The organism is Enterococcus cecorum DSM 20682 = ATCC 43198 (assembly GCF_000407565.1).
Lineage (GTDB): Bacteria > Bacillota > Bacilli > Lactobacillales > Enterococcaceae > Enterococcus_E > Enterococcus_E cecorum.
This window is the reverse complement of sequence record NZ_ASWI01000003.1, coordinates 89205-106714: the sequence shown is the minus strand read 5'-3', so window position 1 is coordinate 106714 and position 17510 is coordinate 89205. Positions and strand designations below refer to the sequence as shown.

The 17510-nt window shown below is 39.6% G+C and carries 21 protein-coding genes and 1 other annotated feature; of the genes, 15 read left to right on the top strand and 6 right to left on the bottom strand.

What is annotated here, in order from left to right; genetic code table 11:
• Positions 1 to 40 precede the first annotated feature (40 nt).
• The 3 genes from I567_RS01200 to I567_RS01190 form a co-directional block, all read right to left on the bottom strand.
• Entirely contained in the window at positions 41 to 1288 is a 1248-nt protein-coding gene (locus tag I567_RS01200; protein WP_016250431.1) for a glutamate-5-semialdehyde dehydrogenase, read from the bottom strand.
• A gap of 15 nt (positions 1289 to 1303) precedes the next feature.
• Positions 1304 to 2107, bottom strand: a complete 804-nt coding sequence (gene proB / locus I567_RS01195; RefSeq protein ID WP_235426847.1) for a glutamate 5-kinase — start codon at positions 2105 to 2107, stop codon at positions 1304 to 1306.
• A gap of 315 nt (positions 2108 to 2422) precedes the next feature.
• The gene (locus I567_RS01190; RefSeq protein WP_016250429.1) at positions 2423 to 2932 is read right to left on the bottom strand and encodes a hypothetical protein; all 510 of its coding nucleotides are present in this window, start codon (positions 2930 to 2932) and stop codon (positions 2423 to 2425) included.
• A gap of 222 nt (positions 2933 to 3154) precedes the next feature.
• Here I567_RS01190 and I567_RS01185 point away from each other — a divergent pair, with 222 nt between their 5' ends.
• From I567_RS01185 to I567_RS01120, 15 genes are all read left to right on the top strand, one after another.
• Entirely contained in the window at positions 3155 to 3676 is a 522-nt protein-coding gene (locus I567_RS01185; protein ID WP_026209954.1) for a dCTP deaminase/dUTPase family protein, read from the top strand.
• Positions 3677 to 3688: 12 nt separating this feature from the next.
• A complete protein-coding gene (gene radA / locus I567_RS01180; protein WP_016250427.1) occupies positions 3689 to 5059 on the top strand; it encodes a DNA repair protein RadA in 1371 nt (456 codons plus the stop codon).
• A 199-nt stretch (positions 5060 to 5258) separates the two neighbouring features.
• The gene (locus I567_RS01175; RefSeq protein WP_016250426.1) at positions 5259 to 6365 is read left to right on the top strand and encodes a PIN/TRAM domain-containing protein; all 1107 of its coding nucleotides are present in this window, start codon (positions 5259 to 5261) and stop codon (positions 6363 to 6365) included.
• 39 nt (positions 6366 to 6404) lie between these two features.
• Positions 6405 to 6962 carry a dTDP-4-dehydrorhamnose 3,5-epimerase family protein gene (locus I567_RS01170; RefSeq protein WP_016250425.1) on the top strand — a complete coding sequence of 186 codons (558 nt, stop codon included), beginning with the start codon at positions 6405 to 6407 and terminating at the stop codon, positions 6960 to 6962.
• Positions 6963 to 7255: 293 nt separating this feature from the next.
• A complete protein-coding gene (locus I567_RS01165) occupies positions 7256 to 7525 on the top strand; it encodes a hypothetical protein (protein ID WP_231482343.1) in 270 nt (89 codons plus the stop codon).
• 68 nt (positions 7526 to 7593) lie between these two features.
• Positions 7594 to 7722, top strand: a complete 129-nt coding sequence (locus I567_RS13005; protein ID WP_018345333.1) for a hypothetical protein — start codon at positions 7594 to 7596, stop codon at positions 7720 to 7722.
• A gap of 24 nt (positions 7723 to 7746) precedes the next feature.
• A complete protein-coding gene (locus I567_RS01160; protein ID WP_016250423.1) occupies positions 7747 to 8070 on the top strand; it encodes a GNAT family N-acetyltransferase in 324 nt (107 codons plus the stop codon).
• A 94-nt stretch (positions 8071 to 8164) separates the two neighbouring features.
• Positions 8165 to 9622 carry a glutamate--tRNA ligase gene (gltX, locus tag I567_RS01155; RefSeq protein WP_016250422.1) on the top strand — a complete coding sequence of 486 codons (1458 nt, stop codon included), beginning with the start codon at positions 8165 to 8167 and terminating at the stop codon, positions 9620 to 9622.
• A 2-nt stretch (positions 9623 to 9624) separates the two neighbouring features.
• Positions 9625 to 9824 (top strand) — a binding site (T-box leader).
• A gap of 161 nt (positions 9825 to 9985) precedes the next feature.
• A complete protein-coding gene (epsC, locus tag I567_RS01150; RefSeq protein WP_016250421.1) occupies positions 9986 to 10519 on the top strand; it encodes a serine O-acetyltransferase EpsC in 534 nt (177 codons plus the stop codon).
• Positions 10512 to 11918 carry a cysteine--tRNA ligase gene (cysS, locus tag I567_RS01145; RefSeq protein ID WP_016250420.1) on the top strand — a complete coding sequence of 469 codons (1407 nt, stop codon included), beginning with the start codon at positions 10512 to 10514 and terminating at the stop codon, positions 11916 to 11918. Before epsC ends, cysS begins: the two co-directional genes overlap by 8 nt.
• Complete coding sequence (locus I567_RS01140; protein ID WP_016250419.1) at positions 11918 to 12310, top strand: Mini-ribonuclease 3; 393 nt, start codon at positions 11918 to 11920, stop codon at positions 12308 to 12310. The genes cysS and I567_RS01140 overlap by 1 nt, the downstream gene beginning before the upstream one ends.
• On the top strand, positions 12277 to 13110 hold the full coding sequence (gene rlmB, locus I567_RS01135) for a 23S rRNA (guanosine(2251)-2'-O)-methyltransferase RlmB (RefSeq protein WP_026209955.1): 834 nt from the start codon (positions 12277 to 12279) through the stop codon (positions 13108 to 13110). The genes I567_RS01140 and rlmB overlap by 34 nt, the downstream gene beginning before the upstream one ends.
• Positions 13111 to 13113: 3 nt before the next feature.
• Positions 13114 to 13650: an NYN domain-containing protein gene (locus I567_RS01130; RefSeq protein ID WP_016250417.1), complete on the top strand. Its 537-nt coding sequence runs from the start codon at positions 13114 to 13116 to the stop codon at positions 13648 to 13650.
• A gap of 150 nt (positions 13651 to 13800) precedes the next feature.
• Positions 13801 to 14370 (top strand): sigma-70 family RNA polymerase sigma factor, encoded by a 570-nt coding sequence (locus tag I567_RS01125; RefSeq protein ID WP_016250416.1) that lies wholly within the window; start codon positions 13801 to 13803, stop codon positions 14368 to 14370.
• Between the two features lie 14 nt (positions 14371 to 14384).
• Positions 14385 to 14825: a hypothetical protein gene (locus tag I567_RS01120; protein WP_016250415.1), complete on the top strand. Its 441-nt coding sequence runs from the start codon at positions 14385 to 14387 to the stop codon at positions 14823 to 14825.
• Positions 14826 to 14958: 133 nt separating this feature from the next.
• Here the strand turns inward: I567_RS01120 and tnpB are convergent, their stop codons facing one another.
• The 3 genes from tnpB to pgmB form a co-directional block, all read right to left on the bottom strand.
• Positions 14959 to 16101, bottom strand: coding sequence for an IS200/IS605 family element RNA-guided endonuclease TnpB (gene tnpB / locus I567_RS01115; RefSeq protein ID WP_016250414.1), 1143 nt, complete (start codon positions 16099 to 16101; stop codon positions 14959 to 14961).
• Between the two features lie 16 nt (positions 16102 to 16117).
• Entirely contained in the window at positions 16118 to 16522 is a 405-nt protein-coding gene (gene tnpA / locus I567_RS01110) for an IS200/IS605 family transposase (RefSeq protein WP_016250413.1), read from the bottom strand.
• A gap of 310 nt (positions 16523 to 16832) precedes the next feature.
• Positions 16833 to 17483: a beta-phosphoglucomutase gene (pgmB, locus tag I567_RS01105; protein WP_016250412.1), complete on the bottom strand. Its 651-nt coding sequence runs from the start codon at positions 17481 to 17483 to the stop codon at positions 16833 to 16835.
• Positions 17484 to 17510: the final 27 nt, after the last annotated feature.

Here is a 17510-nt window from a genome sequence, read left to right as displayed (position 1 = left end):
AAAGAGGATTGTCAATTTTTGACAACCCTCTTTTTTATGCTTAATTTCTCACTTGATCTTGACCGTAGATGATGTATTTAATCGAGGTAAGTGCGTCTAATCCCATGGGTCCTCGCGCGTGAAGTTTTTGCGTAGAGATACCGATTTCTGCACCAAAACCAAAGACAAAGCCATCTGTAAAGCGGGTAGAGGCATTGACATAGACCGCCGCGGCATCGACTTCATTTAAGAATTTTTGAGCGACACTATAATTTTCGGTCACAATAGCTTCAGAGTGTTTGGTGTTGTATTGGTTGATATGGGCGATTGCTTCTTCAAGAGAATCGACTACCTTAATGGCTAAAATATAGTCCAAAAATTCGGTTTCCCAATCCGTTTCCGTTGCTTCACTTGCTTGCGTGAGATAGGCTAGGGCTTTTTGATCGGCACGAATTTCGACATTTTTTGCTAATAATTCTTTTTCCAACATAGGTAAGACTTCTGAGGCAATGTCTTTGTGGACTAGTAAAGTTTCAATCGCATTACATACGGATGGACGTTGTGTTTTCGCGTTCATGGTAATCTTCACCGCCATCTCCAAGTTCGCATCTTTATCAATGTAGACGTGATTATTCCCAGTTCCCGTTTCAATTACAGGGACCGTCGCATGATTTTTCACGTTTTGAATCAGACCAGCGCCCCCACGTGGAATTAAGACATCTAGATAGTCATTGAGGCGCATCATCTCTTGTACAACTTCCCGAGAGATATCATCCACAAACTGAATCGCCCCAGGATGAATGTCGTTTTGTGCTAAGACTGCTTGCATAATTTCCACCAATAACTGATTAGAGTAGAAGGCTTCTTTTCCTCCACGCAAGATGACCGCATTGCCTGTTTTAAAGCACAGACTCGCCGCATCGGTTGTTACATTTGGACGAGATTCATAAATCATGCCGACCACACCTAGGGGCACGCGTTTGGCACCAATCATGAGTTCATCGGCATTTTGCCACATTTTATCGACATTGCCAATTGGATCGGGTAAAGTTGCAACTTGGCGAATTCCGTTAGCCATCTCTTGAATACGCGCTTCATCTAATCTCAAGCGGTCCTTCATCGTTTCTTTAATCCCGTAATCATCGGCTTTGGCTAAGTCTTTTTGGTTCGCGGCGATAATTTTTTGGGTGTTTGCTTCCAGTGCCTCAGCCATTTGGTTTAAAATTTGATTTTTTTCTTTGGTCGAAAGCAGACTGAGTTGACTGGTGCTTGCTTTAGCTGTTTGTCCTAACATTTGAATATCTGTCATCGAATCTCCTCCTCATTAGTTATTTTTCATAAATAGTGTTCCAATCGGTGCACCCTCAATAATGTCAAAAATGATTTTCGGCTGTTTTCCGTTGGCTAATACCATGGCTAAATCATGGTCCAAAATGCGTTTGGCAGCTTTGAGTTTACTTGCCATACCGCCTGTGCCAAATTGACTGCCTTTGCCACCGGCTTGCTGGGTGATTTCCGGCGTGATTTCGCTGATATGGTGGTGCAAGGTAGCTTCAGGATTGGTGTTTGGATTATCGGAGTAAAAACCATCAATATCTGATAGCATCACTAATAGGTCCGCATGGGTTAATTGTGCGACGATGGCAGACAGTTGGTCATTATCGCCAAATTTCGTCAAGTGATCCAATTCATCGACCGAAACGGTGTCATTTTCATTGATAATCGGAATAATCTTCATCTGCAAAAGTTGTTCCAGGGTGTTGGTAACATTTTTGCGGCTTTCCGGATATTCAATCACATCGCGTGTAAGTAAGACTTGGCCAGCTAACTTGCCATAACTTGCGAGACGTTGGGAATAAATGTTCATCAAAGTGGCTTGCCCGAGACTGGCGACGGCTTGTTGCTCAGGAATTGTGCTAGGTCGCGTCTTTAACTGCAACTGATTCATTCCAACACCAATTGCACCAGAAGTGACGAGGAGGATTTCTTTTCCTTGGTTGCTCAAATCAGCTAAGACAAAGGCCAACGCATCAATACTAGATAAATTAATATTGCCATTTGGGTAAATCAGTGAACTTGTTCCTATCTTAATGACAATTCGCTTGCTATTTTTTAACTTTTCTCGAATCATTTCGTAATCTTTCCTTTATTATTGATTGTATCCATTTTACGCTAAAATCGCCCGTTCGTCATGCATTTTTTGCAAATTGTTGAAGAAAAGCAGATTCCCAATCAATTAGGAATCTGCTAAATACGTTTGTTTAAGATTGGTAGTCAATGCCAAGGATACAGTGATCATACATAAAATGAAACAGCTTTTTTTCTTGACTAGCCTGGTCGCTGTGGTAGTAATTGGATAGATATTTATTGAAAGTGATAAAATCAGTTTCAGGAATGGATAATAGTCCCATGCCATATTTGTACATCAACGCATTGGCTGAAATCAGTGCGCATCTTTATTTCCATCCCAAAAGATTTGATTTTTGCTCATATACAGAAATAATCGTAGGGCTTTTTCGGTGATAGAATAATCGCTATCTAATAATTTTTGAAAATCAGATTGGATAGTTGCTTCATCTTTCAATTTAGGGATATATTTTCCTTGTAATGTGCTGACCTCGACTCCTCCATTGCGAATTCGTCCCGGAAATAAGGCATCTTCACTAGCAACAATTGCGTTTATTTTTTTTGCTTTTTCCAGTAAAGGTTCATCCGTCGCTTTTAGCAAATACTCAAAGCCGCGTTTTAAATGAACGATGGTGAGGACTTCATCCACAGCGACATCTTTTGCCTGATTATATTTGATGATTTGTTTGATTTGTAAAGGAGTGGCTTTTAGATTTTCAAACTTTCCAGCCTGATAAATCCAAGTGACAAGATTATTTTTGAGTAAAAATTGCGATTCGTGCAAAGAAAGATGATACTTATCCATCAGCTTGTCGGTTGGATTCATTTTGACCCTCCTTTTTCGTCTTTTTCTCCATTTTAATCGTCATACAATCGAAAAGCAATCTGCAATCTAGTCTTGTCATTTTATCCAAAAAAGCGCCATTCATTTGAGTAATTTTATCCAAATTTAAAATTATCCATAAAAATAGAAGCGTTTTAGCGATAAATTGCCGCCGATATGTTAAAATATACTTATTCAATGATTATTTAAAAGGAGGTCCTTACGATTAGCAAGCGAGGATTTGAAATTATCACAAAGTATCAAGACCAAGGCCTACATTTACCAGTCCGGGCGACCCATCAAGCTGCTGGCTATGATTTTGAAGCGGCTGAAGATGTAGTGATTCCTAGCATTTGGAAAAGTGGCGCTGGCTTGATGACCATTAAAAACTTACTATTTGATGCTCAAAAAGCCCAACAAACACTCAAACCAACCTTAGTGCCAACAGGGATTAAAGCTTATATGCCAACAGATGAATTTTTACAACTGGCCAATCGTTCAAGCAATCCGTTGAAGCGCTTTTTGTTATTGGCCAACGGGGTGGGGGTCATTGATGCAGATTATTATAACAATCCTGATAACGAAGGCCATATCATGTTTCAATTTGTGAATTTTGGTGTAACAGATGTGACAATCAAAAAAGGAGAACGCATCGGTCAAGGGATTTTCCTACCATTTTTAAAAGCCGACCAAGATGAAACGATGAGTACGCGCACCGGTGGATTTGGTTCTTCTAATCAAGAGTAAAGGTGGATTTCAGTGGCAAAAAAAGCAAAAACACAATTTGAGTGTCAACATTGTGGCTATATTTCCCCACGTTATTTAGGGAAATGTCCGAATTGTAATAGTTGGAACTCGATGATGGAAGTCAAAATCGAAAATACCACCGATGTCCGTCAAGCTGTTTCGTTTACCGGAATCAAGAGCCAACCAACCAAAATTACCGAAGTGGTGCCGAAAAAAACACCGTGCGTCCAAACAGAAATTGGTGAGTTGAATCGCGTGCTAGGTGGCGGCGTGGTGCCAGGTTCCTTGATTTTACTAGGAGGCGATCCGGGTATTGGCAAGTCGACACTGTTATTACAAGTATCCGAGCAGCTAACCAAAGCCCACGGGAAAGTCTTGTACGTCTCAGGTGAAGAAAGTGCCGAGCAAATCAAGATGCGTGCGGAACGTCTAGGGGTCTTGCATGAGTCCTTTTATGTCTATGCGGAAAATGATATGGAGGCCATTCGTCAAGCCATCGAACAACTTTCGCCTGATTATGTGATTATTGATTCGATTCAAACCATGATTCAGCCAAGCATTTCTTCTGTGGCGGGAAGTGTCAGTCAGGTTCGCGAAACCACCGCTGAGTTGATGCGCATTGCTAAGAGTAATCAGATTGCCATTTTTATCGTTGGTCATGTGACAAAAGAAGGGGCACTAGCAGGTCCTAGAATGTTAGAACACATGGTTGATACCGTGTTATATTTTGAAGGAGAACGCCAACAGTCCTTTAGAATTTTACGTGCGGTGAAAAATCGTTTCGGTTCGACCAATGAAATCGGCATTTTCGAGATGCATGAAGATGGGTTGCATGAAGTCATCAATCCTTCGCAAGTCTTTTTAGAAGAACGTCTGCAAGGAGCGACTGGTTCGGCAATCGTGGTGACGATGGAAGGAACGCGCCCATTATTAGTGGAGATTCAAGCGTTGATTACACCCACCATGTTTGGAAATGCCAAGCGTACCACGACAGGTCTAGACTTTAATCGGGTATCTTTAATTATGGCGGTCTTGGAAAAGCGCGCTGGAATGTTATTGCAAAATCAAGATGCCTATTTAAAAGCAGCCGGTGGTGTGAAGCTAAACGAGCCAGCAATCGATTTAGCTATTGCGGTGAGTATTGCCTCTAGTTACAAGGAAAAAGGCACCCAGGCAACGGATTGTTTTATCGGTGAAATTGGCTTGACCGGTGAAATCAGACGCGTCAATGCCATCGAACAACGCATCAAAGAAGTGCAAAAGTTAGGCTTTAAACGGGTATTTGTACCTAAAAATAATTTAGCTAATTTAGAAATTCCAGCGGGTATTGAAGTTATCGGGGTTTCTACTTTGGCTGAAACGATGAAAAAAGTCTTTGGCTAAGAATAAGGATGTGAGGTAGCTTGGTCAGACATGAGAAAATTCGTGTATACCCACCGATGAGAAAATCAGTCAGAATTAAAGATTTTCTCAATCGGCGGGGCGAATTTTCAAAATGTCTAGCTACCAAGCACAGATTACACCAAGGATGCTTGGCTTATGCTGAGTGTCCGCAAAATACTTGAACAAGGGAGATTAAAGTATGCAGCGACGAATTATTAATATTTTATTCGTGCTTGCTGGAACGACACTAGGGATTTCCTTACTACCTTATGCCTGGCAAGCATTACAACAAGATAAGAATATGATGTTGAATAACAATGTGACCAACGGCTTAATCGGAGCAATTGTTTTCTTTATTTTATCATTATTATTAGCCGACAGCATTGCAACAGGAATTCAAAAAATTGAAAAGAAACTGAGCGAATTCAGCCTGATGTACCTATTATTTGGCACACTTGGTACGATTATCGGTCTGGTTTTAGGGGCGATTTTGTCCATTCCTCTTTATAACTGGAATATTCCGTTCGTAACAGGTTTTATGCCAGTTATTTTGATGGTGATTTTTGGTTATTTTGGTTTTCGTATCGGAACGACGCGAATTGAGGAGTGGAAAAAGTTACTCAATATTAAGACCAAAAAATCTGAAAACAAAGTGGAACAACAGATGCTTGATCGTAAAATTGAAGACCATTTCCACAAGTATAAGATTTTAGATACGAGTGTGATTATTGATGGTCGGATTTACGATATTGCCAAATCTGGATTTTTAGAAGGTGTTTTGCTGATTCCTAATTTCGTGTTATATGAGTTACAATATATTGCGGATTCAGGAGACAGTTTGAAGCGAGTGCGTGGCCGCCGGGGCTTAGATATTTTAAATGCTTTACAAAAAGAAGAAGACATTGCCGTTGAGATGTACGAGGGCGATTTTGAAGAGATTTCTGAAGTTGACAGCAAGTTAATCAAGCTAGCAAAATTATTGGATGGTATCGTGGTTACGAATGATTTTAATTTAAATAAAGTTTCAGAATTTCAAAATGTCCCTGTGTTGAATATCAATGAATTAGCCAATGCGGTCAAACCTGTCGTGATTCCAGGAGAAACGATGGAAGTCCAAGTGGTCAAAGCTGGGACCGAGCGTCAACAAGGGGTCGCTTATCTTGATGATGGTACGATGGTCGTGGTAGAAGACGGACAACATTATATGAATGAACGCTTAGAAGTGGTGGTAACTTCTGCTTTACAAACGGCAGCTGGACGCATGATTTTTGCCAAACCTTCCCATTCAAGACGCGGCATTAACTAAAGTGAAGAAATGATTTTGAAAATTTTTGGAGTTGATTAGATGTTTGAATTGAAAGATTGTACGGTGGAAGAATCTAAAATTGCTGGTTTGAAGATTATTCGTTCTAAAACGGTGACTGATGATCGAGGTACTGTACGCGAATTATACCGTGGTAGTCTATATACAACTTTTTTACCTAACACACTTTCTTCTTGGCAACAGATTAATTTAACTAGAACGAAAAAAGGGGCTGTTCGTGGGCTACATGGTGAGGCGATGGCAAAACTAGTTACTGTCGCTTTTGGTTCGGCTTTTGGTGTGTATGTAGATACGCGCTTAGATAGTCCAACCAAGAGAGAAGTTGTGACAGTGGATTTAAAACCAGGTGTGCAAGTTTTTGTCCCTCAAGGTGTTTGCAATGGATTCCAAGCTTTGGAAGATACGGAATATTTGTATTTCTTTGACAACGAATGGCAGCCAGGAATGTCGGGTGTCGCTCTTACACCACTAGATGCAGCTTTAAATATTCGTTGGCCAATTCCAATAGATGCACAAAATCGCGAACAAATTTCTGAAAAAGATAGTAAGGCGCCTACGTTAAAAGAAGTGCTTGGATAAGTATTTGTTAAAAGCTATTTTTCTCTCAATCAAACGGAGAAAAATAGCTTTTTTTACGCTTAGGAATGTGAGGAAGCTTTTTAAGGTATAAGTGGATAAGCTTTTTCCAGATAAACTAGCCAAGATACTCGGATTATTCGTGAGGCTATTCGCGCGCAAAAAGTGGTGGAGTGCAGCAAAAGACAGCGGAGTGCAGTGAAAAGCAGCGGATGAAATGAAAGTGAGTTGAGAAAGTGTATTGAAAAGTGATAGGATATATGTATAAAAAATTTTTTACGAAAGAAGTCTTAGTCATGATAGAAAAACTTTGCTATGTATGCATGATAGTACTGCTAATCATCCTACAATTGACGCAGGTTCTTTCAATTGCTGTTTTTTTCTTGGATTTAGGTGTTCTAGCGCTTATCTTAGCCCTGCGCATCGGTATTTTCCATCAAACGCAATTGGCATTACTCGTGAATGAAAACATGCCGGCCCAACTTCAGCAACAACGCAGGAAGCAAACAGCTATTTTGGCACTGTTACTGGCTGTTCTCTTTTTTGTGCTAGCTTATATTATCTAAAATGTTTCACGTGGAACAATTAAAACGATCGATACGAACTAAGACATCACAAAAAATGAAAAGGAATCATGAGCATACAAATACTTGAACTAGACCAACGTGATACGTACCTTCAACCCATTGTTCAATTATGGGAGGCAAATGTGAAGGTCACGCATACTTTTTTAACAGAAGAAGAAAATCAAAACGTTAAATAATATGTCCCTCAAGCTGTAGAATATGTGCCTCATCTTTGTATTGCATTATCCGAAAAAGGGGAACTACTTGGTTTTATTGGTGTTGCAGACCAGCGTTTGGAAATGTTGTTTATTCAAGTCAATGCGCGCGGTCAAGGCATCGGCAAACAGTTGCTAAGGTATGCGATAAAAAACTTTGACGTCAATGAATTAACCGTTAACGAACAAAACCCACAGGCAATTGGTTTTTATGAACATCTTGGCTTTGTAACCTATAAGCACACCGACCTAGATGAAGAGGGACAGCCTTATCTATTGTTATACATGAAACTTGCGCCAAACCATGAAAACGAGCGCCATTTCTCATAATTTTCACTTTACTATTTTCACGTTTGGGGGTACAATTTTAGCTGTATACTAAATTGAAACTTGTATAAAAATTTTTGTAAAGGATGAACAGAATATGTCAAAAATACGCGTAAGATATGCTCCAAGTCCAACTGGGCATCTACACATTGGAAATGCTCGTACTGCGTTATTTAACTATCTGTATGCACGTCACAATGGCGGCGACTTCATTATCCGTATTGAAGACACAGATTTAAAACGCAATATCGCGGATGGAGAAAAGAGCCAATTAGAAAACTTAGACTGGTTAGGAATGAACTGGGATGAGTCTGCTCAAAAACCAGGGAAAGTAGGTCCTTACCGTCAATCTGAGCGTAAAGAAATCTATCAACCTTTAATTGACCAACTACTTGCTAGCAACTTGGCTTACAAATGTTACTGTACAGAAGAAGAGTTAGAAGCTGAACGTGAAGCTCAACGTGCACGCGGCGAAATCCCTCGCTATGCTGGCACTTGTGCACACTTAACACCAGAAGAACAAGCGCAAAAAGAAGCACAAGGTATCAAACCAGTGATTCGTTTCCGTGTACCAAAAAATCGTGAATACCGTTTTGATGATATCGTAAAAGGTGAAATCGTCTTTGAATCAGACAATGTTGGTGGCGATTTTGTGATTCAAAAACGTGATGGCATGCCAACTTATAACTTTGCCGTGGCAGTCGATGATCACATGATGGGCATCACACATGTATTACGTGGCGATGACCATATTGCCAACACACCAAAACAATTGATGATTTACGAAGCATTTGGTTGGAAACCACCAAAATTCGGTCATATGACACTCATCATCAATAGCGAAACCGGTAAAAAATTAAGTAAACGTGACGAAACAATCCTACAATTTATCGAACAATATCGTGATTTAGGTTACCTACCAGAAGCGATGTTTAACTTTATCGCGCTTTTAGGTTGGTCTCCAGTGGGCGAAGACGAAATCTTTAGCCAAGAACAATTAATCGAAATGTTTGATCCAAATCGTTTGAGTAAGTCACCAGCGGCTTTTGATGCGAAGAAATTAGAATGGATTAACAACCAATACATGAAGAAAATGGATCTTGACCGTTTAACTGAAATGTGTGTTCCATTCTTGCAAAAAGCTGGCCGCATTAAAGAAGATTTATCAGCTGAAGATTTAGCTTGGGTGAAACAATTAGTCGCTTTATATCAACCACAAATGAGCTATGCAGCACAAATCGTGGAAGTTTCTGAATTATTCTTCATCGAACATCCTGTTTTAGATGAGGCAGCAAAAGAAGTGCTAGCAGGTGAAACAGTCCCAACTGTCCTAGCCGCCTTCAAAGCACAATTAGAAGCGATGGAAGAAGTAACAAGTGACAATGTTCGCGCAGCTATCAAAGCCGTCCAAAAAGAAACTGGCGTCAAAGGTAAGAACTTATTCATGCCAATTCGTGTCGCTGTTTCTGGACAAATGCACGGACCAGAATTACCAGACACTGTGGCTTTATTAGGTAAAGAAAAAGCCTTAAATCATTTAAATCAAGTCTTATAATCTCAAACACGAAGAACAGGCGAAGTAATCTGTAGCGTTTTAAAGAGAGGTTGCGGTTGGTGGAAGCAATCAAACAAGCAGATGAAATGCACCTGGGAGTGGTTTTAGCCCAAACTAAAAACGGCAAAATAGACCGTTATCTATTTAAGGCAGAAAATTTCTGTGAATAAAAGTGGAACCACGCCAAACAAGCGTCTTTTAACCAAACAAAACGGTTAAAAGACGCTTATTTAATTATAAGGATGTGAAGCGGGTCGATCAGCTCCAAGCGGAACGTTATTTTATAGTTCCTTGTTTGTTGTCGCGTTCCATGAAGAAGAGATACATAAAATATTTGAAAAAATAAAAGAAAGAAGGGATTCTATGGGATGGATGAAAGAAGCGATTGCCGCAACCAAGCGTAATGATCCTGCTGCGCGCACTACTTTAGAAATTGTCCTGACTTATCCAGGATTTCATGCGTTATTTTGGCATCGGTGGGAACACTTCTTATACCGTCACCATCTTTATCTGTTAGCCCGTATGCATGCTCAGATGACGCGATTTTTTACCGGAATCGAAATTCATCCTGGCGCTGTCATTGGCAAAGGTGTATTTATCGATCACGGCATGGGTGTAGTGATTGGTGAAACAGCAGAAGTCGGTGATAATGTGACGCTCTTTCATGGAGTCACACTTGGCGGTACGGGTAAAGACTGTGGGAAACGACATCCAACGGTCAAAGATGGCGCATTGATATCTGCCCATGCGCAAATTTTAGGGCCAGTCGTGATTGGTGAGAATAGTAAAATCGGTGCTTCATCAGTCGTTTTACAAGATATTCCAGCCAATGCCACCGCGGTTGGTACACCAGCCAAAATAGTTCGATTAAATGGAAAGAAGGTAGCTCATGATTAAAATATATAACACATTAACAAGACAAAAAGAAACGTTTAAACCTTTAGAAGCGGGTAAGGTCAAGATGTATGTCTGCGGCCCCACCGTTTATAATTACATCCATATCGGAAACGCCCGCAGCAGTATCGCTTTTGATACGATTCGCCGTTACTTTGAATATCGTGGGTATGAAGTCAATTATGTATCCAACTTTACCGATGTGGACGATAAAATTATTAAAGCAGCCAAAGAAATGCAAATCACTGCACCTGAAGTGGCGCAACGCTTTATCGATGCCTTCAAAGCCGATACCCACGCGCTAAATATCAAAGAAGCGACCTTGAATCCACGCGTTATGGATCACATTGAAGATATTATTGATTTTGTGCAAGTGTTGGTAGAAAAAGGCTATGCTTATGAATCGAATGGCGATGTGTATTACCGCACACGCAAATTCAAAGACTATGGAAAATTAAGTGACCAATCCATCGATGAATTAGAAATCGGTGCTAGTCAACGAACCGGCAGTGAACAAGCCCAAAAAGAAGATCCACTTGACTTTGCGTTATGGAAAAAAGCCAAAGAAGGCGAAATTTCTTGGGATTCACCATGGGGGCAAGGTCGTCCGGGTTGGCATATCGAATGTTCTGTAATGGCGATCAAACATTTAGGCGATACCATCGATATTCACGGGGGCGGTCAAGATTTGGAATTTCCGCATCATGAAAATGAAATTGCGCAAAGTGAAGCCAAGACAGGTCATCCTTTTGCCAATTATTGGATGCATAATGGCTTTGTGACCGTCGGCGAAACGCAAGAAAAAATGAGTAAATCACTTGGCAACTTTGTGACGGTTCATGAGATTATTCAAGAAATCGATCCACAAGTACTGCGCTTCTTCATGGCGACTACCCAATACCGTCGTCCAATCTGCTATAGTGAAAAAACATTACAAGAAGCAGAAAATAATTTACAAAAACTAAAAACAGCCTTGGAAAATGCGCAATTTAGATTAGACAATGCTAAAGATGAACTAGCTAACGATGCCATTCATTTAGATGAACTAGCGAAATTAGAAGAACAATTTGTCGCCGAAATGGATGATGACTTCAATGCCGCAAATGGGATTACTGTGGCCTATGAATTGGCTAAGTGGTTGAACGTTTATGCGAATAATGAAGAAGTTTCAAAACCAGTACTCCAACAAGCAATCCAACAATTACAAGGATGGTTAGGCGTTTTTGGTATTGAATTTAGCCAAGAATTATTAGATGATGAAATCGAAAAATTAATTGAAGAACGCAATCAAGCACGTAAAGAACGCAACTTTGCTCGTAGTGATGAAATTCGCGATTTGCTTAAAGCACAAGGCATTATTTTAGAAGATACTGCCCAAGGAACGAGATGGAGAAAAGGCTAATGAAAGATTTTGAACAATTAAACGGCCTGGCTTTGGCGTATATGGGCGATGCGATTTATGAGGTGTATATCCGCGAGTACTTATTAAATCAAGGAAAGACGCGTCCCAATCAGTTGCACCATACTGCGACTAAATACGTTTCGGCTAAAGCGCAGGCAAAGTTGATGCAAGCCATGCTAGATGCTGAACTGTTGACCGAAAAAGAAGTCGATTTCTATCGTCGGGGGCGCAACAGCAAGAGTCATACCAGTGCGAAAAATGCCGATATCTTAACTTACCGCATCTCGACGGGGTTTGAAGCATTGATGGGCTATCTGTATTTAACCAAGCAAATAGAGCGAATGGAAGAACTCATCCAATGGTGTATCAAAGAAATAGGAGGCGAATCATGACGAAATCAAGTAATAAACGAAATCCATATCAAAAAAGAACAGAAAAAGTAAAACGCCAACCAAGTGAAAATCAAGGACTCGCCAGCGATGAATTTGTTTTTGGGATGCATGCGACACTTGAGGCCATCCAGCAAGGCCGTGGCAACAAGCTATTTATCCAAGACAGTCTCAAAGGCGAAAAGGTCCAACAATTAAAAGACTTAGCCGCAGCACAACACCTACCAATCAAATGGGTACCCAAAGCCAAACTCGATAGTCTAAGCAATCAAGCGGTCCATCAAGGGGTCGTACTAACTATTACGCCTTATGAATATCTTTCTTTAGCGCAATTACTGGACCAAACAAAGGAAAATCCATTTTTCTTAATTTTAGACAGCTTAGAAGATCCGCATAACTTTGGCTCTATTCTTAGAACGGCTGATGCGACTGGCGTGGATGGTGTGATTATTCCGAAACACCGCGCTGTTGGAATCACGCCGATTGTGGTCAAGACTTCAACTGGGGCCGTCGAACATGTGCCAATCGCCCGCGTGACTAATCTCCAACAGACCATCAGCCAATTAAAAGAGCAAGGATTTTGGATTTTTGGGACCGATATGCAAGGCGTGAATTATCGGGATTGGAATGCTTCTGGTTCGGTAGCACTAATCATTGGCAATGAAGGCAAGGGGATGGCTCCCGGATTGAAAAAAGAAGTCGATCAAATGTTGACGATTCCAATGACCGGTCATGTGCAAAGCCTCAATGCTAGTGTCGCTGCGAGTCTATTAATGTATGAAGCCTTCTTTAAGCGAGGATAAATGATGAAAAAACAATTATTGATTGTCGATGGGTATAATATGATTGGTGCTTGGCCAGAATTAGCAGTTTTAAAGAAACAAGACCGTTTAGAAGAAGCCCGCGAAGATTTGCTGAACCGCTTGTCTAACTATGCCAAATATGAAGGCATTCAAATCATGGTGGTCTTTGATGCGCAATTCGTCCCAGGCATTACCCAAAGCTATGAAAAATACCAACTTGAAGTGATTTTCACTCAAGAAGGCGAGACCGCAGATAGCTACATCGAACGCACAGCCGGTCAATTAAATAACTTATTAACGCAAGTAACCGTAGCCACGAGTGACTTAGCGGAACAGTGGGTCATCTTCTCACAAGGCGCGCTGAGAACTTCGGCCCGTGAATTGTATAAATCGGTACAAAAGGTCGAAAAACAAATCCATCAGCACCAACAAGAAATTCATTACCAAGATTACCGCCGCAACTCACCTTGGAATGAAGACCAACTCGCCCAACTTGCGCAAAAACTAGCAGAATTAAGCAAACAAACGAAGAAAAAATGAGTTTAAAATAATTTTAGAATACGAATTTACTGCCGATTTTGGTGGTAGGTTCGTATTTTTTGATTTACTGGCAAAAATTGAACACTTAAATGAGAAAAACGTTTTCAAAAATGTGTTAAGATAGACGAGGGGGATAGGAAAGGTGTGAGGATGCTGAAACCACTAAAAAAAATCGAAGCAATGAGTGATACCGAGCTTTCCAATCAGTTTGCTCGTTTTCGTCCTTTATTAAATCGTTATCGGCGCAAGTATTATTTTGTGGATTATGATAAGGAGGATATCGAACAAGAGGCATGGATTGCTTTTGTAGAATCATATCGGACATATAATTACGAGCTAAATATTACTTTTGCGAGCTACTATAATAAGGTTTTGCGCAACCATCTAAATAGTGTCCTCCGTTATCAAAACGCCTATAAAAGAACTAGTAATATTGATAAAGTCAGTTGGGATCTCATAGAAGAAGAGACGAGTGATTATAACGTTCGGTTTGTGAATCAGCAGACACCAGTAGATGAAGTAATCAGTAAGGAGTTAGTAAAGACTTTATTGCTCAGTTTATCACAATTAGAGTTGACAGTTTTTAAAGAGCTACAGACAGGTAAGAGTATCCAAGAAATCGCGCAAATGATGCAGCTTCCAGAGAAAAAGGTGAAAAATGCGTATGACCGAATGATGAAAAAGAAGAATCTATTATTAGAATCAATGAAGGAAAGTTAGGTGAATGCATAGGCTTGTCTTATGGAAATGAATATACTTGGACTGATCATTTCAAGCAAAGAGCAAAAGAGCGCTTTTCAATTGAGGCAGATGGTTTAAAAAAATGGCTTAACCGTCAAATTCATACCTTGACCTTTCTGGATAATGGTGATTGTGAAAATAGGAAACGTTATATCTCAGATGAGAGCATTATTTTTGTTTGTGATATACAAAAGCGGCAATTTGTAACCTGTTATGCGGTCAATTCAGGAACTTTGAAAAATCATATCAGCGAGCAACAACTCCTTCATTATCAGCAATTCCTAGATGAAAAAGAGCAGTTGATTCGCCGTTACCATATGCAAGATGTGAAGCTCACCTTAGCCGAATTGATTCCTGAGATTGAAGTCTTTTTGCATTATGCGAATAAATTGGCTAATAGTAAACGCTACGTGAACTACTCACCACTTAGCTAAACCTAACAGTTCTTAACGCTTGAAGTGGGAGCTTCTTGGGAATAGAGCATACTTGATAGATTATTTCTTCACTAACAGAGGTTTCTCTTATTTACCAAGCTATCCCCGTAGTTCCTACGGTTTTTGATTGTACCTAAGCTAGTGTTTGTATTCTTAGACCTTCGGTCAGTATATTGATACTAGCGTTGATATCTCGGTCATGATGAGTATGGCAAATAGGGCAAGTCCATTCTCGAATATCGAGCGGTTTCTTACCGTCTTTATGTCCACATTCTGAACAAATTTGACTAGACGGAAACCACTGATTCACTTTGATGATTTCACGTCCATACCAGTCAGCTTTGTATTGCAACTTAGCCACAAAGCTAGACCAAGATACATCAGAAATACTTCTTGCTAATTTATGATTACGCAACATACCTTTTACGTTTAAGTCTTCAATACAGATAATATCGTGATTTTTGATAATTTCTGTACTTAACTTATTCAGAAAATCAGTACGTTGATTCATTACTTTTTCATGTAATCTAGCTACTTTGCGTTTTTGTTTTTGGTAATTTTTAGCTTCAGATAAAGGGATACCTTTTTTCTTAGCTAATAAGGCACGTCTAGATAACTTGCGTTGTTCACGTTTTAATTTCTTTTCCATTTTGGACGTGAATTTATGATTATCAATTTTTTGTCCATCTGAAAGAATCGCAAAGTCTGTAATACCTAAGTCGATACCAATGACAGAATTAGTTTTAGGTAACTCGCTAATTTCTTCTTTACACAACAAAGAAATATAGTATTTACCGCTAGAATGCCGTGATATTGTAGCAGATTTAATCATCCCTTTTGGTTGTCTATGAAGCTTAATTTTTACTAATGATTTCAATTTAGGAACTTTTATGAATTTACTATCAATCAAAGCAATGGTACCCTTTTGATTATTCGTTGTATAACTCTGAACAGGATTTTTCTTACTTTTGAAACGTGGAAAGCCAACAGATTTATCCCGAAAAAAATTCTTGTATGCTTTATCTAAATGAAGTTGGGCATTGGCCAAAGCGAGGCTATCGACTTCTTTCAGAAATGGAAATTCTTTCTTATATTTAGCCGGTGTTGGAAAAGTCATTTTTTTAGAAGAATCATTTTTAACTTCTTCGTATGCTTTTTTTCGATCATCAAGCATTAGATTGTAGACCTTACGAACGCAGCCGAAAGTCTTGGCAAAGAAGATTTCTTGTTCCTTTGTTGGATAGATTCTGAATTTGTATGATTTTAGTCGTTCCACAAAGTTCACCTGCTTTCTATTTATGATTGTTTCCTTGATTTTGGATGTATTGCTTTATCACATCAATTGGTGCTCCACCAGTCGTCAACAGACAAAAACTTTTAGACCAAAACTGTTCTTTCCAAAGAAACTGTTTGACTCTTGGAAAATCACGTTTTATCAATCTTGAACTAGCACTTTTATAGGCGTTGATGAATTTTGTCAATTCTGTTTTAGGATGAGCTTTGAACATGACATGAATATGGTCTTTATCGTGATTCCACTCCACTAAAGTAATGTGATACGATTCTGAAATTCTTTCAAAAGTAGCTTTAGCATAATCAGATATTTCATCATCAATCACTTGTCTACGGTATTTCGTTACTAAAATAAGATGGTAATAAAGAAGAAAGACTGAATGTTTATTTGTATCTAATTCCATTTTATATCAACTCATTTCTAATATATACTGATTATAACATAAAACAAAATGAAAAGACAGTATACTGTATTGTCGGTCTTCGAGTTACCAACAGTAACCCTCATACCGAATGGCATTCATCACCCACCTATAGAGGATGGGCGATGAATGCCTGAATTACGTTAAAGCAAAATCGTGAATAGTTCCAACAAGTCAATGAGCGTTTTTTGGTGATTCAAGAGGCCATGCATAGTCTAAATATCGCACAGAAAAACTACCGCAAATAAAAATCCCATGAAGCTGTTCATGACAGTCTCATGGGAATGCGCGTTTATAATTCGCTTAATTCTTTTGCCGTAATTTCAGTAAAGTGAGTGATGATTTTATCTGCACCATCTAAGGCTTCACCGGTAGAGACACCGACTGCATACATGCCCGCTCCTTTGATACCTTGGATTCCGGCTTGTGCATCTTCGAAACCGATTGCATCACCTGGAGCCACATGGATTAATTCACACGCTTTGACAAAGATTTCAGGATCTGGTTTGCCTTTTGTCAAGGTTGCAGGATCGACAATGGCATCAAATTCATCAATGACACCTAATTTTTCTAGGATAAATGGGGCATTTTTAGAAGCTGAAGCAATCGCACAAGGAATACCTAGCGCTTGAGCTTGGTCTAAAAAGTCTTTCACACCAAGTAATAAATCTTCGGGCGTTAATTTTTGTAGTAAAGTCACATAATGTTGATTTTTCTTTGCTGCGAGTTCTTCTTTTTGTTCCGCAGTAAAATCATTTTCGCGACCACCATGGACTAAGATTCGTTCAAGTGAATCCATGCGACTGATTCCTTTCAGTTGCTCATTAAATTGTAAATCAATCTCGATGCCTAATTCATGGCCTAATTCTTTCCAAGCGATATAGTGGAATTTTGCAGTATCGGTAATCACACCATCTAAATCAAATACAAAACCTTTTTTCATGATTCATCCTCTTTTCGTATTATTTGT

What these genes read in the sequence shown, in the direction of transcription:
- cysS (WP_016250420.1), top strand. Translation starts at nt 10,512, where the DNA reads ATGATTAAAATATATAACACATTAACAAGACAAAAAGAAACGTTTAAA.
- I567_RS01200 (WP_016250431.1), bottom strand. Translation starts at nt 1,288, where the DNA reads ATGACAGATATTCAAATGTTAGGACAAACAGCTAAAGCAAGCACCAGT.
- I567_RS01140 (WP_016250419.1), top strand. Translation starts at nt 11,918, where the DNA reads ATGAAAGATTTTGAACAATTAAACGGCCTGGCTTTGGCGTATATGGGC.
- I567_RS01130 (WP_016250417.1), top strand. Translation starts at nt 13,114, where the DNA reads ATGAAAAAACAATTATTGATTGTCGATGGGTATAATATGATTGGTGCT.
- I567_RS01175 (WP_016250426.1), top strand. Translation starts at nt 5,259, where the DNA reads ATGCAGCGACGAATTATTAATATTTTATTCGTGCTTGCTGGAACGACA.
- I567_RS01125 (WP_016250416.1), top strand. Translation starts at nt 13,801, where the DNA reads ATGCTGAAACCACTAAAAAAAATCGAAGCAATGAGTGATACCGAGCTT.
- I567_RS01170 (WP_016250425.1), top strand. Translation starts at nt 6,405, where the DNA reads ATGTTTGAATTGAAAGATTGTACGGTGGAAGAATCTAAAATTGCTGGT.
- I567_RS01165 (WP_231482343.1), top strand. Translation starts at nt 7,256, where the DNA reads ATGATAGAAAAACTTTGCTATGTATGCATGATAGTACTGCTAATCATC.
- pgmB (WP_016250412.1), bottom strand. Translation starts at nt 17,483, where the DNA reads ATGAAAAAAGGTTTTGTATTTGATTTAGATGGTGTGATTACCGATACT.
- gltX (WP_016250422.1), top strand. Translation starts at nt 8,165, where the DNA reads ATGTCAAAAATACGCGTAAGATATGCTCCAAGTCCAACTGGGCATCTA.
- rlmB (WP_026209955.1), top strand. Translation starts at nt 12,277, where the DNA reads ATGGTGTATCAAAGAAATAGGAGGCGAATCATGACGAAATCAAGTAAT.
- epsC (WP_016250421.1), top strand. Translation starts at nt 9,986, where the DNA reads ATGGGATGGATGAAAGAAGCGATTGCCGCAACCAAGCGTAATGATCCT.
- I567_RS01190 (WP_016250429.1), bottom strand. Translation starts at nt 2,932, where the DNA reads ATGAATCCAACCGACAAGCTGATGGATAAGTATCATCTTTCTTTGCAC.
- I567_RS13005 (WP_018345333.1), top strand. Translation starts at nt 7,594, where the DNA reads ATGAGCATACAAATACTTGAACTAGACCAACGTGATACGTACCTTCAA.
- tnpA (WP_016250413.1), bottom strand. Translation starts at nt 16,522, where the DNA reads ATGGAATTAGATACAAATAAACATTCAGTCTTTCTTCTTTATTACCAT.